This window comes from Geodermatophilus sp. SYSU D00525, assembly GCF_054050475.1.
In genome coordinates, this window is sequence record NZ_JBJGZK010000034.1 from 1 (window position 1) to 16,523 (window position 16,523).

Sequence of the window (16,523 nt, forward strand, 5' to 3'; positions counted from 1 at the left end):
TGGTTCGACGCGCTGGGCCTGCATCCCTACCAGGGGCCGGCGGCCGAGCCGCCGGAGGCGCCGCCGGCCGAGCACCCGTACCGGATCGCCAACGTGGAGCGGGTGCGGCAGGTGATGGTCGGAGCCGGGGACGCGGAGGTGCCGGTGTGGTTCACCGAGTTCGGCTGGAGCACCGGCGCGGGGGAGGGGTGGTTCGCCGGGGTGGACGAGGCGACCCAGGCCGACTACCTGGCCCGGGCGATCGACCTGGTGCAGCAGCAGTACCGGTACGTGACCCACGCGTTCGTGTTCACCGTCCGGGACCGGGATGACTGGAACGCCTACGAGAACAACTTCGGGCTGACCCGCCTGGACGGGACACCCAAGCCGGCACTGGCGGCCCTCCGCGCCGCCAACGACCGCCTCGCCGACCTCCGAGGGGCGGCGACGGGACGAGTCGGGGACGCGGGGCCGTGACGCGCGACCGCGTGGCGGTTCCGGACCCGTTCGCACTCCTCCCTTGGGGCCACCCCACGTTGCGCCGGGCACGGAGCGTGGGGAGGGTGTGCTCCTGACGTCCGGATTCGGGGCCGGCGGTGGCAGCGGGACGGCGTCGTGAGCGTGCCCAGAGGAAGTGCATGAGCGAGTCGACCCCTCGAACCGCGTTGTTCGTGCTGCCCGGCCTCCAATTGGGCGGGGCCGAGCGGCACGTGGTGCTGCTGGCGCAGCACCTGGACGAGCAGCGTTGGCGGTCACGCGTGGTCACCTTCCGTGACGGCCCTTACGGTGACGAACTGCGGGCGTCCGGGATCCCGGTCGACCTGGTGCCCGAACCGGAGGGAGCGGGTGGCGTCCTGCGCACGGCGGCGGCGATCCGCGGACTGCTGCGCCGGCACCGCCCTGCGGTCGTCACCGCCCAACACTTCGCGGCCGACCTCCCGGTCCGTCTCGCGCTGCTGCAGCACCGGGTGATGGCCGGTGGTCCGACGCCCTACGTCGTCTGGAAGCACACCTACGGCCACGTCGGCCACCGCGGGACCCGTGAGCGCGTCGTCGAGTCGGGGCTCGGCCGGCTGGTCACCGGCTACGCCGCCGTGTGCTACACGCAGGTCACCTACCTCCGCGGCCAGCTGGGTCTCCCCGCCCAGCGGATGGAGGTCGTCCAGAACAGCCTGCCCGCGACGAGCGTGGGGGACGGCCGAGCGGCACTCGCAGCCGCCGTCCCGGGGGGACTGCCCGGGCCGGTCGCCGTCGTCGTCGGCGCGCTGCGGGCGGACAAGGGCCACCGTGACCTGCTCGAGGCGTGGCGAGACGTGGCCCGGAAGGTGCCCGGCGCCTCCCTCGTCGTGGTCGGGGACGGGCCCGAGCGGGCGGCACTGGAGCAGGTCGCGGCACAGCCCGGGATGGAGCGGGTGCACCTCCTCGGTGCGCGGGTCGACGCTCCGCTCCTCGCGGCCGGTGCCGACGTCTTCGTGCTGGCGTCCTACAACATCGAGTGCTTCCCGTACGCGGTGCTCGAGGCCATGGCCGGCGCCGTCCCGGTCGTGGCGACGGCCACCGGCGGGCTCGCGGAGATGGTCGACCACGGAGTGACCGGGCTCCTGGTACCCCCCCGGGCGCCGCAGGCGCTGGGTCGGGCGCTGGTCGAGGTCCTCGGTTCGCCCGCGCGCGCCGCCGAGTTGGGTGCCGGTGGGCGACGCCGCCTGGCCGAGGTGTTCCCGTTCGACCGGTGGGTGTCCGAGGTCAACGACCTGTACGACACGTGGTCCACCGTGCCGGGGAGGTCGGCGTGACGTCCGGCAGTGTCGGGTCGCCCCGGGGGACCGGAGGCCGGCACGCGCTGGACGAACGCAGGGGCGCCGCGCGTCTGTGGCGGCTGCTCCGGCTGCCGCTGGTCCTGGCCGTGCTCGGAGCCGTGGCCGGTGTCGCGGTGAGCCTGGCCGGTGGTGCGCAGTGGGAGGCGGAGTCGACGGTGGTGTACACCCCGCTCTCCCAGGACCCGGTGGTCTTCCCCGGCGGCAACCCGGCGTCGGCCGACCGCGAGCTGGCCGGTGCTGCCGCGCTGGCCGCGTCCGAGGCCGTCCTCGCCCCGGCAGCCGACCGGCTCGGCACGGGCGAGAGCTGGACGGACCTCCGGGACGTGGTCACGGTGACCCCGAGCCCCAGCTCCGGCGTCATCTCCGTGTCCGTCACCGGGCCCGGGGCCGAGGACGCCGCGGCGCGGCTCGATGCCGTGGTCACCTCCTTCGCCGACGTCGCGCGACAGCAGGCGGTGGACACGGCGAACGCAGCAGCGGCCGCTGCTGCGGACGATCCGACGGGGTCCGACGGGGGAGCCTCCGAGGACCTGCGCGCCCGGGCGGAGGTCCTCGCCCGGACCGCGAACCCGGTGCGGGTCCTCAGTACCACCCCGGCCGTCCAGACGTCACCGGCCGTCCCGCGGGACGCCGCGACGGGCGCGGTCCTGGGCCTGGTCGTCGCCGCTGCGTTCCTCGCGGTCCGTTCCGCCCGGCCGTCCCGTGTGACCTCCCTGCGGGACGTCGGCGAGGTGTTCGGTCTCCCCGTGGGCGTCATCCGCGCCGGCCAGGTCGTCCCCGGATCCGAGCGGCTGGTCGAGGACCTGCAGGGACTCGGTGGGCACGGGACCACACACCGGCTGGTCGTCGTTCCCGCCGGTGCCGCCTCGGTGGCGGCCGCGCAGGAGGTCGCCGCGGTGCTCCGGGACACCATCCCGGTGGACCGACCCGTCGGGGAACACGTCGCGGTGGCGGACGGCGGGACGGTCGTCGAGTCGGGACCGGGAGTCAACCGGGTCCGGGTCACGGCCGACCCGACGACGGCCGTGGTCGCCCCGGCCCTGAGGGAGGCCACGGCGATCGTGCTCGCGGTGGAGGTGGGCGCTCCGTTGCGGGAGGTCCGGACCGTGCAGCGCCTCAGCCAGCAGTGGGAGCGTCCGGCGGACGCCGTCCTCGTGATGGGGTGACGGTGGGCGGGAGGTCCGGTGTCACCGGCGGGCACGCCCGGGACGTCGTCTGATGTCGGGCGTCCTCGCCGTCCTCGGGCTGGGTGCTGTGCTCGGCGCGGTCTGGCTCCTGGCATGCCGGCCCTGGCTGGCGCCGTGGGCTGTCGTGTTCCTGTTCGGCACGACCGCGGAGCTGCGTCTCCGGCTCTCGGACACCTTCGGTGTCGCCAAGGACGCGCTCGTCGTCCTGCTGCTCGCCGTGACGGTGGCAGCGGTGCTCCGGGGGCGCACGTCCCTGGCGGCGCGGCTGCCGCCGCTCTCCGTGGGGTTCCCCCTGACCGTGCTCCTCGCTCTCTACCTGCTCGACCTCGGCGGCGACCACGGCGGCGGTTGGCTCTTCGGGACACGCCTGCTGGTGGAGCCACTGCTCCTGCTGGTCGTCGGGTTGACCACCCCACGACCCGATGCCGCGCTGCGTCACCTCGTGCGCGCGATGACCGTCTTCCTCCTGGCCCAAGCGGTCCTCGCCTGGATCCAGCAGGCGGTCGGCCCGGACGCGCTGGTGTACCAGTGGGGTTACGCGTTCGGCTCGCAGGTGCGGCTCACCTCCGGTGGAGGGCTGCGCAGTCCCGGCACCTTCGAGGAGTCCTTCTCCCTCGCCGCCTTCGCCGTCCTCGGTGCCTGCCTGGCTCTCACGGTCGCGTCCCGACGGCAGGCGGTGGTCCTGTGGATCTCCGTCGCGGCCATCCTCGGCGCCACCCAGGTCCGCACCGCGGTCCTGCAGCTGGCCGTCCTCGCGATCCTGGTCCTGCTCCGACAGGGCAAGATCCGTGCGGCCGTGGTCGGCGTCGTGGGAGCCGTCTCCGGGGCGGTCCTCGTCGCCGGCGTCTACCTCGTGTCGGCCACCGTCCCCGGGGGACCGGTCCGCCCGCTGCTGTTCACCCTCAACGGGCGCTTCGACGCGTGGGCAGTCGCCTACCAGGACGTCTCGACCCTGGTGCGGGGCAACGGGGTCGGCGTGCTCGGTGCCGGCTCGACGCGGGCCGAGGCCGGCCTGGTCTCAGCGGCGCCCGCGTACGACCCCGATCGCGAGAGCACGGCGTTCTTCGCGGGTGACCCCTCGTTCCTGGACTCGTCGTGGGCCCAGGTCCTGTCCGACGTGGGGCTCGTCGGGGTGATCGCCCTGCTGTGCGCCGTGGTCGCCTACACGGTGTGGCTCAGCGAGCCGGCGCGGCGTGGCAGCGCCGCTGCCTGGTTGAGCCTGGCCGTGCTCGCCGTGTCGGTCGTCGACTGGGTCTCGCGGACCACCCTGGGCAGCTACCCCACCGGCTTCATGACCTTCTACCTGCTGGGTGTCGCCACGGGGGCCGCCCTCACGGTGGGCCGCGAGCGGACACGACTGCCGAGGACGGAGCCAGCGACGTGACAGCACTCGAGCCCGACGACGTCCTCTCGAAGGGCAGGCTCGTCCGCATCGGCGTCGCCGCGGCGTTGGTCTCGCGGATCTTCGGGCGGCTCGTCGGTGTCGTCCTGGTGGTGGTGCTGGCTCGCGTGGCCGATCCCGTCACCGTCGCGCTCTACGGCTTCCTGCTGGGCACCGTGACGCTGATGGCGAGCCTCACCGACCTGGGGGTGGCCAGCCTCGCGGGCAGGGACGTCGCGGCACGGGTCGCCACGGCGCCCGCGGCCCTCCGCTCGGCCCTGGGCCCCCAGGCCCTGTCCACCGCCGTGGCCGTGGTCCTGACCTGCGGCGTCGCGGTCCTGGCCGGCCCGGCGGGCGTGGACGCGGCCGTGCTCGTCCCCTGCGCGGTGTTCGTCGTGGCCAACTCGGTGTTCAACCTGTGGGGCGAGGTGTTGCGGGGCGCCGGCAAGGTCGTCCTCGAGGGCGTCCTGCAGGGAGTCAGCGCGCTGCTCCTCGTCACGACCGGCTCCCTGGCGGTCCTGGCGGGCGCGGGGATCGTCCCGTTGCTGTGGATCGTCGCGGGCAAGGAACTCGTCGTCCTCGCCATCGCGGCCGTCTGGCTGCGGCCGAGCGCCAGGAGGGACGGCGGGCTGACCTTCGGAGCGCTGCTGCGCCGCAGCGCGTGGCTGGCGATCGCGGGAACCGCCCTCGTGCTCCTGTGGCGGCAGGGCACCCTGCTGGTGAGCGGCCTGGCGCCCGCGCGTGCTCTGGCGGACTACGTCGTGGCCACGCGGTTGCTGGACGCCAGCGTCACGCTCGCGCACACACTGGGCATGGGTCTCTTCCCGGGGATCGCGGCCCTCGCGGCGGAGGCACCCGCGGCAGCGCGCGCTCAGGCCCGGCGCTATCTCGTCGGGGCGGTGGGGGTGTCCGTACCCCTGGCGGTCCTCGGAGTGGCCGTCGCCGGTCCCGTGACCCGGGGTGTCTTCGGTGACCAGTGGCAGTCGGCCGTCCCGGCGGTGCGTGTGCTCGTGGCCATGACACCGCTCATCCTGCTCGGCTACCTGCTGTGGTTCGTGCTGCTGGCCGAGGGACAGGAGCGGTGGCTGTGTGCCGGCGCAGTGGCCGCCGCGGTGACGTCGGTGGGCGTGACCGCCGCCCTGCTGGCCGTCCACCCGCAGGCCGAGGCGGGTGCGTGGGGGACGGGTGCCGGCGCTCTGACACTGGTCGTGGTGCTGGCGGCACGTGCGTGGAGGACCCGCGCTGCCGGACACCCGCCCGGCGCCTCGACCCCGGCGGTGCTCCCCGGGTCCTCGGGGAGGGAGGCGTCCACGCCGTAGGCGGGTCCGTGCCTGCGGACCGGCCCGCTGGGGGCGGGCGGCGCGTCGTCCGACCGACGGACGCGCTGGGCGCACGGCGGTCAGGACGTGCTCGACCGCACCCGCGGCCGGGGCGCCGACGGGCCCCCCGGCCGCAGGTGACCCGCCGGGCCGGCGCCGATCAGGCGGTGCGTGTCCGCGATGGCGCCCCGTCGTCCGCGGCCTTCCGCGGCGCGGGCGCTGCGCGGCGCGAGGGGATCTCGGGCATCGGGCCGCCGGCGGTGAGCCGGTAGGCCTCCGCCAGCCGGCGCAGGAGCGCGGCCTTCTCCGCGGGCCGCATCGCGGAGCGCATGTTCTTCTCCGCCTGGTCCCTGATCGCGGTGAACAGCGCTTCCTGCGCCTCTTGCTTCGCCTGGGAGTGCATCGGAGGCCTCCTCGTGACCTGCAGCCAGCCGTCCTGGCCTGCACGGATGGTCGCACCGGGAGGCCCTCCGCCGCAGGTCACCAGCCGCGGGCGCGCCACTCCGGCAGCGACGGGCGCTCGGCGCCCAGCGTCGTGTCCCTCCCGTGGCCGGGATAGACCCACGTGTCGTCCGGGAGGACGGCGAACAGCCGCTGCTCGACGTCGTCGATGAGGCTGGCGAACCGCTCCGGGTCCTGCTGCGTGTTGCCGACGCCGCCCGGGAAGAGGCTGTCGCCGGTGAAGACGTGCGTGCCGGCGCCCTCCGGCCCCCGCCAGACCAGCGCGACGCTGCCCGGCGTGTGCCCGCGCAGGTGCACCACCTCCAGCACCTGCTCGCCGACCTCGACGGTGTCGCCGTGCGCGACCGTCCGGTCGACGGGGACGGGCAGGTCGCCGGCGTCGGCGGCGTGCGCCACCGTCCGCGCCCCGGTGGCCGCGACGACGTCGGGCAGCGCGCGGTGGTGGTCCCAGTGCCCGTGCGTGGTGACGACGGTGCGCAGGTCGGCGTCGCCGATCAGGGCGCGCAGCGTCTCCGGTTCGGCGGCCGCGTCGACGAGCAGCGCCTGCCCCGTCGCGGTGTCCCGCAGCAGGTAGGCGTTGTTGGCCATCTCGCTGACGGCGACCTTGCTGATGGTGAGCCCGGGCAGCTCCCGCACGTCGGCCGGTCCGCCCACCTCGACGTCGCCGGTGTAGGTCATCGGGCCTCCGTTCGAGAAGTGTCGGCGACCGCGGTTACGGTCGCCCGCATGGACGCTAGCGGAGCTCCGGGCGGCGCCCGGCTCGTCGGCCTGCCCGCCTCCGTCCTCGCCGCGCGCGTGCGCGCGGGCGAGGTGTCCGCGGTCGAGGTCGTGCGCGCGCACCTGGCCCACCTCGCCGAGGTCGAGCCCCGGATCGGCGCGTTCCGCGTGGTGCGGGCCGAGGAGGCGCTGGCCGAGGCGGCCGCGGTGGACGCCGACCCGCGCCGGGCCGTGCTGCCGCTGGCCGGCGTCCCGGTCGCGGTGAAGGACAACGTCGGCGTCGCCGGGGAGACGGTGACCGACGGCTGCGCCGCCCACTCGACCACCGCGGACGCCGACCACGAGGTGGTCGCCCGGCTGCGCGCCGCGGGCGCCGTCGTCGTCGGGGTCACCCGGGTCCCCGAGCTGTGCCTCTACGCCGCCACCGACGGGCCGGGCACGGTCACCCGCAACCCCTGGGACACCGCGCTCTCCCCGGCCGGGAGCTCCGGCGGCAGCGCGGCCGCGGTCGCCGCGGGCGCGGTGCCGCTGGCGCACGGCAACGACGGGATGGGCTCGCTGCGGCTGCCGGCCGCCGCGTGCGGCCTGGTCACCCTCAAGCCCGGGCGCGGCGTGCTGCCCGGCGGCATCGGCGCCGACGACTGGTCGGGCATGGCGGTCAACGGCGTGCTGGCCACCACGGTCGAGGACGTCGCGCTGGGCACCGCCGTCCTGGCGGGGGAGGACGCCGGCCTGGGCTGGTCGGCGCCGGACCCGGGCCGCCCGCTGCGGATCGCCGTCGGCCGGCGCTCCCCGGTGGCCGGCTCGCGGCCGGACGGACCGGCGCGGGCGGCGGTCGAGCGGACGGCGCGGCTGCTGCGCGGCGCGGGGCACGTCGTCGTCGAGCGCGACCCGGTGATCCCGACCGGCGCCGCGGTCGGCGCGATCGCCCGCTGGCTGGCCGGCGCGGAGGACGACGCCGCCGCACTCGGGCTGGACCGGGCGGCGCTGCAGCCGCGCAGCCGCGCCCACGCCCGGCTCGGCCGGCTGGCCCGGCGGGCCGGTCTCGTGCGCCCGGCGACCGCCGAGCGGTTCCGCGAGCGGACGGCGGCGTTCTTCGCCGAGGACGACCTCGACGTGCTGCTGACCCCGATCACCAACGGCCCGCCGCTGCCGGCGCGGCCGTGGCACGAGCGCGGGTTCCTGGCCAACGTCACCGCCAACGCGCGGTGGGCGCCGTGGGCCTCGCCGTGGAACCTGGCCGGTGTCCCGGCGGTCGTGCTGCCCGTCGGGACGCGCGAGGAGGGGGTGCCGCTGGCGGTCCAGCTGGTCGGCCCCCCGGGCAGCGAGACGCGACTACTCTGGCTGGCCGGAGAGCTGGAGCGACGCGCGCCCTGGCGCCGTCACGCCCCGGTGTTCGACCCCGCCGGAGCGCCGTCCCCGGCCTCCGTCTGAGCACCCCCACCCGGCGGCAACGTCGCCGTCGTCACGGATTGCGCGCGGGCAGTGACGGCGTTGCCCGTATCGACATCTCGACACACTGACCGCGGCCCGGCGAGACCGGCCGGCCCGGCTGACCGACAGGGATCACTTTGGACCGTCTCGTCGTCCGCGGCGCCCGTGAGCACAACCTCAAGGACGTCCACATCGACCTGCCCCGCGACGCCCTGATCGTCTTCACCGGGCTGTCCGGGTCGGGCAAGTCGAGCCTGGCCTTCGACACCATCTTCGCCGAGGGCCAGCGGCGCTACGTCGAGTCGCTGTCGGCCTACGCCCGCCAGTTCCTCGGCCAGATGGACAAGCCCGACGTCGACTTCATCGAGGGCCTGTCGCCCGCGGTGTCGATCGACCAGAAGTCGACCAACCGCAACCCGCGGTCGACCGTCGGCACCATCACCGAGGTCTACGACTACCTCCGGCTGCTCTACGCCCGCGCCGGCCAGCCGCACTGCCCCAACTGCGGCAAGCCGATCGCCCGGCAGACGCCGCAGCAGATCGTCGACCAGGTGCTCGCCATGGAGGAGGGCACCCGCTTCCAAGTGCTCGCCCCGGTCGTGCGGGCGCGCAAGGGCGAGTACGTCGACCTGTTCAGCTCGCTGCAGACGCAGGGCTTCTCCCGCGTCCGGGTCGACGGCGTGGTGCACCCGCTGACCGAGCCGCCGAAGCTCAAGAAGCAGGAGAAGCACACGATCGAGGTGATCGTCGACCGGCTGACGGTGAAGGAGAGCGCCAAGCGCCGCCTCACCGACTCGGTCGAGACCGCGCTCGGCCTCGCCGGCGGCCTCGTCGTCCTCGACTTCGTCGACCTGCCCGAGGACGACCCGGTGCGGGAGCGGACCTTCTCCGAGCACCTGGCCTGCGTCGACGACGGCCTGTCGTTCGAGGCGCTCGAGCCGCGCTCGTTCTCGTTCAACTCGCCGTTCGGCGCCTGCCCGGAGTGCACCGGCATCGGGACGCGCAAGGAGGTCGACCCCGACCTCGTCGTCCCCGACCCGGAGAAGAGCCTGGCGCAGGGCGCGATCGCCCCGTGGGCCGGCTCGATGAGCAACGAGTACTTCCAGCGGCTGCTGTCCGGGCTGGCCGACCAGCTGGGCTTCTCCATGGACACCCCCTGGGAGAAGCTCCCGGCCAGGGTGCAGAAGGCCGTCCTGCACGGCTCCCCGGACCAGGTGCACGTCCGGTACAAGAACCGCTACGGCCGCGAGCGCAGCTACTACGCCGCGTTCGAGGGCGTGCTGCCGTTCCTCGAGCGCCGGCACGAGGACACCGACAGCGACTACATGCGGGACAAGTACGAGGGCTACATGCGCGACGTGCCCTGTCCCGTCTGCCACGGCACCCGGCTCAAGCCGGAGATCCTCGCGGTCAAGCTCACCGGCCGCTCGATCGCCGAGGTGACCGGCCTGTCGATCGGCGAGGCCGCCGACTGGCTGGGCGCCCTGGAGCTGGGCGAGCGCGAGCGGGCGATCGCCGACCGCGTGCTCAAGGAGATCCAGGCGCGGCTGTCGTTCCTCGTCGACGTCGGCCTGGACTACCTGTCCCTCGACCGGCCGGCGGCGACGCTGGCCGGCGGCGAGGCGCAGCGGATCCGGCTGGCCACGCAGATCGGCTCCGGGCTGGTCGGCGTCCTGTACGTGCTCGACGAGCCGTCGATCGGACTGCACCAGCGGGACAACACCCGGCTGATCGAGACGCTGGTCCGGCTGCGGGACATGGGCAACACGCTCATCGTCGTCGAGCACGACGAGGACACGATCAAGACCGCCGACTGGGTGGTCGACATCGGCCCGGGCGCCGGCGAGCACGGCGGCGAGGTGATCGTCAGCGGGCCGGTGTCGGAGCTGCTGGCCAGCGAGCGGTCGCTGACCGGGCAGTACCTGTCGGGCCGCAAGGAGATCACCGTGCCGAAGGTGCGGCGGCAGCCGCAGCCCGGGCGCGAGCTGGTGGTCAAGGGCGCCCGGGAGCACAACCTCAAGGGCGTCGACGTCACGTTCCCGCTGGGCCTGCTGGTCGGCGTCACCGGGGTGTCCGGGTCGGGCAAGTCCAGCCTGGTCAACGACATCCTCTACACGGTCCTGGCCAACCAGCTCAACCGGGCGCGGATGGTGCCGGGCCGGCACCGCACGGTCACCGGCCTGGAGCACCTGGACAAGGTCGTGCACGTCGACCAGTCGCCGATCGGGCGGACCCCGCGGTCCAACCCGGCCACCTACACCGGCGTCTGGGACCAGGTCCGCAAGCTGTTCGCGCAGACGTCGGAGGCGAAGATCCGCGGCTACCAGCCGGGGCGGTTCTCCTTCAACGTCAAGGGCGGGCGCTGCGAGGCGTGCTCCGGCGACGGCACCATCAAGATCGAGATGAACTTCCTGCCGGACGTCTACGTCCCGTGCGAGGTGTGCAAGGGCGCCCGGTTCAACCGGGAGACGCTCGAGGTGCACTACAAGGGCAAGACGGTCGCCGAGGTCCTGGACATGCCGATCGAGGAGGCCGCGGACTTCTTCGCCGCGATCCCGTCGATCTCGCGGTACCTGCGCACGCTGACCGACGTCGGCCTCGGGTACGTGCGGCTCGGCCAGCCGGCGACGACGCTGTCCGGCGGCGAGGCGCAGCGGGTGAAGCTGGCCAGCGAGCTGCAGAAGCGGTCCAACGGCCGCAGCGTGTACGTCCTCGACGAGCCGACCACCGGCCTGCACTTCGAGGACATCCGCAAGCTGCTGCAGGTGCTGCAGGGCCTGGTGGAGAAGGGCAACTCGGTCATCGTCATCGAGCACAACCTCGACGTGATCAAGAGCGCCGACTGGCTGATCGACATGGGGCCCGAGGGCGGGTTCCGCGGCGGCACGGTCGTGGCCGAGGGGCCGCCGGAGTTCGTCGCGTCGGTGCCCGAGTCGCACACCGGCCGGTACCTGGTGCCGCTGCTCGACGCCGGTGCGATCGAGGCCGCCGCCGCCGGCCCGAAGAAGCGGGCCACGCGCAAGCGCGCGAGCTGAGCAGGACCGGGTGCGCGTCGGGACGGTGCGGGTCGACGCCGTCGCGGACGGGACGTTCGTCGCCCGCCGGAGCTACTTCGGCGGGGACGTCCCGGCCGGCGCGCACCCGGAGCTGTTCGACCGGGACGACGCGGCGTGGCTGCCGATCGGCTGCTTCGTCGTCCGGACCGGCGGCCGGGTCGTGCTCGTCGACGCGGGGATGGGGCCGGAGGCGCAGAGCCTGCCGGACCGGATGCTGCTCGTCGGCGGGCAGCTGCCGACCGGCCTGCGGGCGCTCGGGGTGCACCCGGACGACGTGACCGACGTCGTCTGCACGCACCTGCACGCCGACCACGTCGGGTGGCTGTTCGGGCCCGGCGGCGAGCCGGTGTTCCCCGGCGCGACGATCTGGTTCGGCGCGGCCGACGGGGCGCACTTCGTCGACGGGCCGGGGGAGATGGCCGGGCACGTCCGCACCGGCTTCCGCCGCTGGGCCGGCACCGCACGGCTGCGGCCGCTCACCGGGGACGCCACCGTGACGCCCGGGGTGGAGGCCGTGCTGACGCCCGGGCACACGCCGGGTCACCTGGCCGTGTCGGTGACCTCCGGCGACGAGCGCCTGGTGCTGCTCGGCGACGCCATCACCTGCCCGGTGCAGCTGGCCGAGCCCGGCTGGCGCTCGATGGGCGACGTCGACGCCGCCCTGGCCGACCGCACCCGCCGGCGGCTGTGGCAGGTGCTGGGGGAGGAGGGGACGTCCGGCGTGGGCGCCCACTTCCCGCAGCTGGCGCGCGGCCGGGTGACCCGCTCGGGCGGCCGGTGGGAGCAGGCGGACTGAGCTCGCCGCGCCTGCCTCAGCGGCGTCCGCGCCGGGCGAGGAGCCCGGCCAGGGCGGCCGCCAGCACGACGGCCAGGAGGACCGGCAGCGCCCGGGCGGCTGCGCCGCCGTCGGCCGGGGTGGACGCCGTGCCGGTGCGGGCGGCTTCCCCGGCGGCAGGCGTCGGTGTCCTCGCAGCCGGCGCGAGCGCGGACGGCGGCGCCAGGGGTGCGTGGTAGAAGACGAACTCGCCGCGCTGCCGGTGGCCGTCGTCGGAGACCGCCGACCAGGTGACGGCGTGCCGGCCGGCTGCGGTGAGGGCGACGGGCGCGACCAGGACGGCGCCGTCGAGCACCACCGGCCCGGCGCCGGCGGACGCGCCGTCGGGCCCGGTGACCGTGACCTCGCCGCCCGCGGGCCGGGCCGCGAAGGTCAGGGTGACCGCCTGCGGGGTCGTCATCACGGTGCTGTCGGCCACCGGCTCGGTGGCGAGCAGCAGCGGGTGCGCCGACGCGGTGCCGGGTGCGGCCAGCGCGAGGACGAGGGCCAGCAGCCCCGTGACGAGCAGGCGGGGTGGCGTCGTGGGTCCGCGGACGGTCGGCACGGGAGCCCCGGAAAGGGCGGCGCTACGTCCAGCGTCGGATGAAGTCGATCGTGGCCCGGTCGACCTCGGCGGGGTGCGAGGCGCTCAGGAAGTGCCGGCCGCCGTCGACCACGCGCAGTTCGGCGTCGGCGCTGTTCGTGAAGAGCCGGATCTCCTCCTCGGCGTTAGCGACGGAGTAGACCGGGTCCTCGGTGCCGTGCATCCACAGGACCGGGCACTGCACGTCGTCCAGGCGGCCGTGCAGGCCGTCGCGGTCGCGCAGGTTGATGCTGGAGAGCCGGAGTCGGCGGCGGCCGTCGTCGCCGGTGTAGTTCCATTGGTGCGTCTCGTGCCAGAACGAGCGCTCGGCCGGTGACACGTCCTCCCCGAGGCCCTCGGCGAGCGTGGCGTCGACCAGTTCCACCGGGATCGCCCAGTCGTCGCCGACCGCCCCGGCGAGCGCGTCGATGGCCGGGGTGCAGAAGGCGACGCCGTCCCAGCAGCCCAGGTCGCGGCTGCGCGGGCTCTCGTGGTCCATCCTCTCGTGGTCCATCGAGGTGCCCAGGGGGACGATGCCCCTGACGGTGCGTGGCGCCAGCACGGCCATCCGGGCAGCGATCCACCCGCCCTGCGACGTGCCCAGGACGAAGACCTCGGGGATGCCGAGCGCGTCGAGGACCTGCAGGTCGGCGATGGCCGAGTCCCAGTAGGTGAACTGCTCGTACGAGGCACGCGTGCGGCCGTGGCCGTAGGGCTCCAGGGCGAGCAGGTCGGCGGTGGCGGCGAGGTCCTCGTCGGCGAACTGGGGCCGGTGGAGCTCGGCGGACGTGGTGAAGGAGTTGACCAGGACCAGCGTCGGGAGCGAGGGGTCGTAGGGCCGGCCGAACCGGTAGCCGATGGTCGAGGTGCCGAGGTGGGGCACCGTGATCGTCTCCGTGTCCGCCATGGTCGCTCCCGTCGCCCGGGGCCGGCGCGCGGCAGGGCGGCCGTGCGCGACGTGCGCCCGTCATCGTGTCCGCGGGCCCCGGACCGGTCAACGCTCCGGCTTGCGTCCACGCCTCCGCCCCGGTCCCGCCTCAGTAGGGCGGTGGGGTGGTCGTCGCGGTGAGGCCGGTGGGAGTGGTGACGGTGAGCGTGCCGTCGGGCCCCAGCTCATGGCGCCGGCCCGGTGCCTGGTGCTTGCCGCGGTGGCGGCCGGCGCAGTAGCCGGCCAGCGGCCCGGACGACAGCCCGACCGCCGGCGCCACGGGCACCGGAGCGGTCAGCACGTCGTCCACGTGTTCGACCACACGTTCGACGAGGTGACCGAACAAGACGCTGAGCAGCGGGAACGGCGGAAGCGGTAACGAGACACCGCCGTCCGAGACGCGGCCGGATGTGATCCGGGGCACCCTGGGGGTGTGATTACTGACCGAACAGTCAGTGCGGTCGGCACGAGCCTCCTCTGCGGCCGGCCGCGGTCCTGCTGGCCCCCACGGATGAGCCCGGGCGGGGAGGCGGGGCTCGTGCACGCCGTCGAGGTGCACCGCAGCGCAGAGGAGCTGACGGGGGAGAACGAGGTCGCGCTCTGCGGGGCGATCGTGCAGGTGCTCGACGCGCCCTGGGCGGGCGCTCCCGACCGGTGCCCGCAGTGCCGCGAGCTCACGGCGTGACGCAGCAGCACGGCCCGGCCGGGGGTCACCCTCCGCGGGAGTGACGTGCCGCCGTCACGCCGCAGGAACCCGTTCCGACCCTGCGATGCTGCCCGGGTGAGCCGGGCCAGCGAGGACTCGAACCGGCGCATGCTGCGCGCGCGGGACGAGATGGACCGCTCCTACGGGGAGCCGCTGGACGTCCCGGCGCTCGCCCGCGTCGCGCACGTCTCCGAGGCGCACTTCATCCGCACCTTCAAGGAGACCTTCGGCGAGACGCCGCACCGGTACCTGCAGCGCCGCCGGGTGGAGCGGGCGATGTTCCTGCTGCGCAGCACCGACCGCACGGTCACCGACATCTGCATGGCCGTCGGCTTCTCCAGCCTCGGCACGTTCAGCCGGGTCTTCGCCGACGTCGTGGGCGAGCCGCCGAGCGCCTACCGGAGGCGCGGGCCGCTGGCGCCGGTGCCCTCCTGCTTCGGCATGCGCTGGCTGCGCCCCAGCCAGAAGCCGGGCCAGGAGCCGGGCCAGGAGCCGGACGGCGAGACGGGCGAGAAGACAGCAGTTCCGGAGAAGCCCGCCGCCGGCGCCCGCCCCTAGCGTCGTCGGCATGTTGACCTCCATCTCGATCACCTCCCTCTACGTCCTCGACCAGGACCAGGCGCTGGACTTCTACGTCGGCAAGCTCGGCTTCGAGGTCCAGACCGACCAGCAGTTCGGGTCGATGCGCTTCCTCACCGTCGTCCTGCCCAGCGACCCCGGCCACGCCGTGCTGCTGGAGCGCCCCGCCCCGCCGTCGGTGAGCCCGGAGATCGCCGACACGGTGCGCGACCTGGTGACCAAGGGCGCCGGCGGCGGCCACCTGTTCCTCACCACCGACGACGCGCACAAGACGCACGCCGCGCTCAAGGAGAAGGGCGTCGACCTGCCGGAGGAGCCCGTGGTGCAGCCCTACGGCATCGACTTCGGCTTCCGCGACCCGTTCGGGAACTCCGTCCGCATCGCGCAGATGACGCCGCCGCCGTCGGCGTGACCCCGCCGGCCGGGCCCGGCAGGACCGCGTCGCGGTCCCCGGCCCGGCCGCCAGGGTGTCGTCGGGGGGCCCCGCGGTGGCCGGGGAGTCGCGCCGGGTCTAGCGTCCCGCGTGACCGCCGTCACACCTGGGGGTTGTCCGTGCCGCTCAGCCGGAGGTCGTTCCTCGCCGGGGCGCTGGCCGCCCCGGTGCTGGCGACCGCGGCCGGGGCGCTCACCGGGTGCGCCGGCACGGTCGTCCAGCCCGGCGACCTCTCCCGGCTGCGGGTCATGGCCCCGGCCAGTCCCGGCGGTGGGTGGGACACCACCGCGCGCGTCTTCCAGCGGGTCGTCCAGACCAGCGGCCTGGCCCGCAACGTGCAGGTCTTCAACGTCGAGGGCGCCGGCGGCACGATCGGCCTCGGCCAGCTCGCCCGGGAGACCGACGACGCGCTGCTCATGATGATGGGCCTGGTCATGGTCGGCGCCGTCGACACCAACGACTCCTCCACCCGGCTCTCGGACGTCACCCCGATCGCCCGGCTGATCGGCGAGACCGAGCTCATCGTCGCCCCGGCCGAGGCGCCCTACACCGACGTCCAGGGGTTCGTGGAGGCGTGGGCCGCCGACCCGGCCGGCACCCCCATCGCCGGCGGGTCGGCCGGCGGCACCGACCAGATCCTCGCCGGGCTGCTGGCCGAGGCCGCCGGCATCGACCCCGCGCAGGTCAACTACATCGCCTTCTCCGGCGGCGGGGAGTCGCTCGCCGCGCTGCTCGGCAACCAGGTCGCCGCCGGCATCTCCGGCCCCACCGACTACGGCGAGCAGGTCCGCACCGGCGACCTGATCGGCCTCGCGGTGTCCACGGCCGAGCGCTCCGAGCAGGTGCCCGACGTCCCGACCCTCGTCGAGTCCGGCTTCGACGTCGAGGTCTCCAACTGGCGCGGCTTCATGGCCCGGCCCGGCATGTCGCGGGAGGCGCGCGAGGACCTCACGCAGCTCGTCGTCGACGTCCACGACACCCCCGAGTGGGCCGAGGCGGTCGAGACCAACGGCTGGGACGACCTGCTGCTCACCGGCGACGAGTACGGCCGGTTCCTGGCCGACGAGGAGGAGCGGGTGCGCGCGATCCTCGAGCAGATCGGGCTCGTGCAGTGAGCGGCGGGTCGCC

General features: G+C 74.7%; 17 protein-coding genes. 12 read left to right on the plus strand and 5 right to left on the minus strand.

The features are described from left to right. The 5 genes from ACI796_RS20705 to ACI796_RS20725 form a co-directional block, all read left to right on the plus strand. On the plus strand, positions 1-456 hold a 456-nt coding region (locus ACI796_RS20705; RefSeq protein WP_456943103.1), incomplete at its 5' end, for a hypothetical protein. A gap of 161 nt (positions 457-617) precedes the next feature. After that, positions 618-1,772 carry a glycosyltransferase family 4 protein gene (locus tag ACI796_RS20710; RefSeq protein ID WP_456943104.1) on the plus strand — a complete coding sequence of 385 codons (1,155 nt, stop codon included), beginning with the start codon at positions 618-620 and terminating at the stop codon, positions 1,770-1,772. Beyond that, positions 1,769-2,962, plus strand: coding sequence for a hypothetical protein (locus ACI796_RS20715; RefSeq protein ID WP_456943105.1), 1,194 nt, complete (start codon positions 1,769-1,771; stop codon positions 2,960-2,962). The genes ACI796_RS20710 and ACI796_RS20715 overlap by 4 nt, the downstream gene beginning before the upstream one ends. A gap of 52 nt (positions 2,963-3,014) precedes the next feature. Continuing rightward, positions 3,015-4,367 (plus strand): hypothetical protein, encoded by a 1,353-nt coding sequence (locus ACI796_RS20720; RefSeq protein ID WP_456943106.1) that lies wholly within the window; start codon positions 3,015-3,017, stop codon positions 4,365-4,367. Continuing rightward, the gene (locus ACI796_RS20725; RefSeq protein ID WP_456943107.1) at positions 4,364-5,683 is read left to right on the plus strand and encodes a lipopolysaccharide biosynthesis protein; all 1,320 of its coding nucleotides are present in this window, start codon (positions 4,364-4,366) and stop codon (positions 5,681-5,683) included. The genes ACI796_RS20720 and ACI796_RS20725 overlap by 4 nt, the downstream gene beginning before the upstream one ends. 160 nt (positions 5,684-5,843) lie before the next feature. Here ACI796_RS20725 and ACI796_RS20730 read toward each other — a convergent pair whose 3' ends face one another. Next, entirely contained in the window at positions 5,844-6,086 is a 243-nt protein-coding gene (locus ACI796_RS20730; protein ID WP_456943108.1) for a hypothetical protein, read from the minus strand. A gap of 77 nt (positions 6,087-6,163) precedes the next feature. Continuing rightward, entirely contained in the window at positions 6,164-6,823 is a 660-nt protein-coding gene (locus ACI796_RS20735) for an MBL fold metallo-hydrolase (protein WP_456943109.1), read from the minus strand. A 48-nt stretch (positions 6,824-6,871) separates the two neighbouring features. Between ACI796_RS20735 and ACI796_RS20740 the strand changes: the two genes are divergently transcribed. From ACI796_RS20740 to ACI796_RS20750, 3 genes are all read left to right on the plus strand, one after another. Then, positions 6,872-8,296, plus strand: a complete 1,425-nt coding sequence (locus tag ACI796_RS20740; protein WP_456943110.1) for an amidase — start codon at positions 6,872-6,874, stop codon at positions 8,294-8,296. Between the two features lie 137 nt (positions 8,297-8,433). After that, positions 8,434-11,331, plus strand: coding sequence for an excinuclease ABC subunit UvrA (gene uvrA, locus ACI796_RS20745; protein WP_456943111.1), 2,898 nt, complete (start codon positions 8,434-8,436; stop codon positions 11,329-11,331). 10 nt (positions 11,332-11,341) lie between these two features. Continuing rightward, positions 11,342-12,148, plus strand: coding sequence for an MBL fold metallo-hydrolase (locus ACI796_RS20750; RefSeq protein ID WP_456943112.1), 807 nt, complete (start codon positions 11,342-11,344; stop codon positions 12,146-12,148). Positions 12,149-12,164: 16 nt separating this feature from the next. Here the strand turns inward: ACI796_RS20750 and ACI796_RS20755 are convergent, their stop codons facing one another. The 3 genes from ACI796_RS20755 to ACI796_RS20765 all read right to left on the minus strand — a co-directional run bounded on the left by ACI796_RS20755 (position 12,165) and on the right by ACI796_RS20765 (position 13,987). Next, positions 12,165-12,731, minus strand: a complete 567-nt coding sequence (locus ACI796_RS20755) for a copper resistance CopC family protein (RefSeq protein WP_456943113.1) — start codon at positions 12,729-12,731, stop codon at positions 12,165-12,167. Between the two features lie 22 nt (positions 12,732-12,753). Then, a complete protein-coding gene (locus tag ACI796_RS20760) occupies positions 12,754-13,656 on the minus strand; it encodes an alpha/beta fold hydrolase (RefSeq protein WP_456943114.1) in 903 nt (300 codons plus the stop codon). 130 nt (positions 13,657-13,786) lie between these two features. Beyond that, positions 13,787-13,987 carry a hypothetical protein gene (locus ACI796_RS20765; RefSeq protein WP_456943115.1) on the minus strand — a complete coding sequence of 67 codons (201 nt, stop codon included), beginning with the start codon at positions 13,985-13,987 and terminating at the stop codon, positions 13,787-13,789. A 228-nt stretch (positions 13,988-14,215) separates the two neighbouring features. On the opposite strand from ACI796_RS20765, the gene ACI796_RS20770 reads away from it, so the two are divergent. The 4 genes from ACI796_RS20770 (at position 14,216) to ACI796_RS20785 (ending at position 16,510) form a co-directional block, all read left to right on the plus strand. After that, the gene (locus ACI796_RS20770; protein WP_456929803.1) at positions 14,216-14,362 is read left to right on the plus strand and encodes a hypothetical protein; all 147 of its coding nucleotides are present in this window, start codon (positions 14,216-14,218) and stop codon (positions 14,360-14,362) included. 96 nt (positions 14,363-14,458) lie between these two features. Continuing rightward, a complete protein-coding gene (locus ACI796_RS20775; RefSeq protein ID WP_456943116.1) occupies positions 14,459-14,941 on the plus strand; it encodes a helix-turn-helix domain-containing protein in 483 nt (160 codons plus the stop codon). Positions 14,942-14,951: 10 nt separating this feature from the next. Continuing rightward, positions 14,952-15,374, plus strand: a complete 423-nt coding sequence (locus ACI796_RS20780) for a VOC family protein (protein WP_456943117.1) — start codon at positions 14,952-14,954, stop codon at positions 15,372-15,374. A 140-nt stretch (positions 15,375-15,514) separates the two neighbouring features. Beyond that, a complete protein-coding gene (locus tag ACI796_RS20785) occupies positions 15,515-16,510 on the plus strand; it encodes a Bug family tripartite tricarboxylate transporter substrate binding protein (RefSeq protein WP_456943118.1) in 996 nt (331 codons plus the stop codon). Positions 16,511-16,523 lie beyond the last annotated feature (13 nt).